The 234-nt window shown below is 50.9% G+C and carries 1 pseudogene; it reads right to left on the bottom strand.

Annotated features, from left to right (window positions below):
• Positions 1-234: pseudogene (locus LKX83_RS32940) on the bottom strand (esterase FrsA); the annotation flags it as partial.

Genomic DNA, 234 nt, shown 5'->3' with positions numbered 1-234 from the left:
CCAAGTCGCGGAACGGTTTAAGTGCGAATGCTGTTTCATCCTGATCAAGCGCTCCGGAGCCTTGGACAAGTACTACTGCCGGGAAGGGTCCATCGCCTTTTGGCATCGTGATTGTACCGGAGAGAGCAAAGGTTCCTTCTCCAACGGTGACTTCTTTTTCTGTGAAGGTGTCTTTCTTGCTGTATGTAGGGTCATTCGCTATTTTCGGTGCGGCAGGCATGAGGGAGATCATAA

This window comes from Cohnella baijiui, assembly GCF_020731285.1.
Lineage (GTDB): Bacteria > Bacillota > Bacilli > Paenibacillales > Paenibacillaceae > Cohnella.
This window is presented reverse-complemented; position numbering and strand designations above follow the sequence as displayed.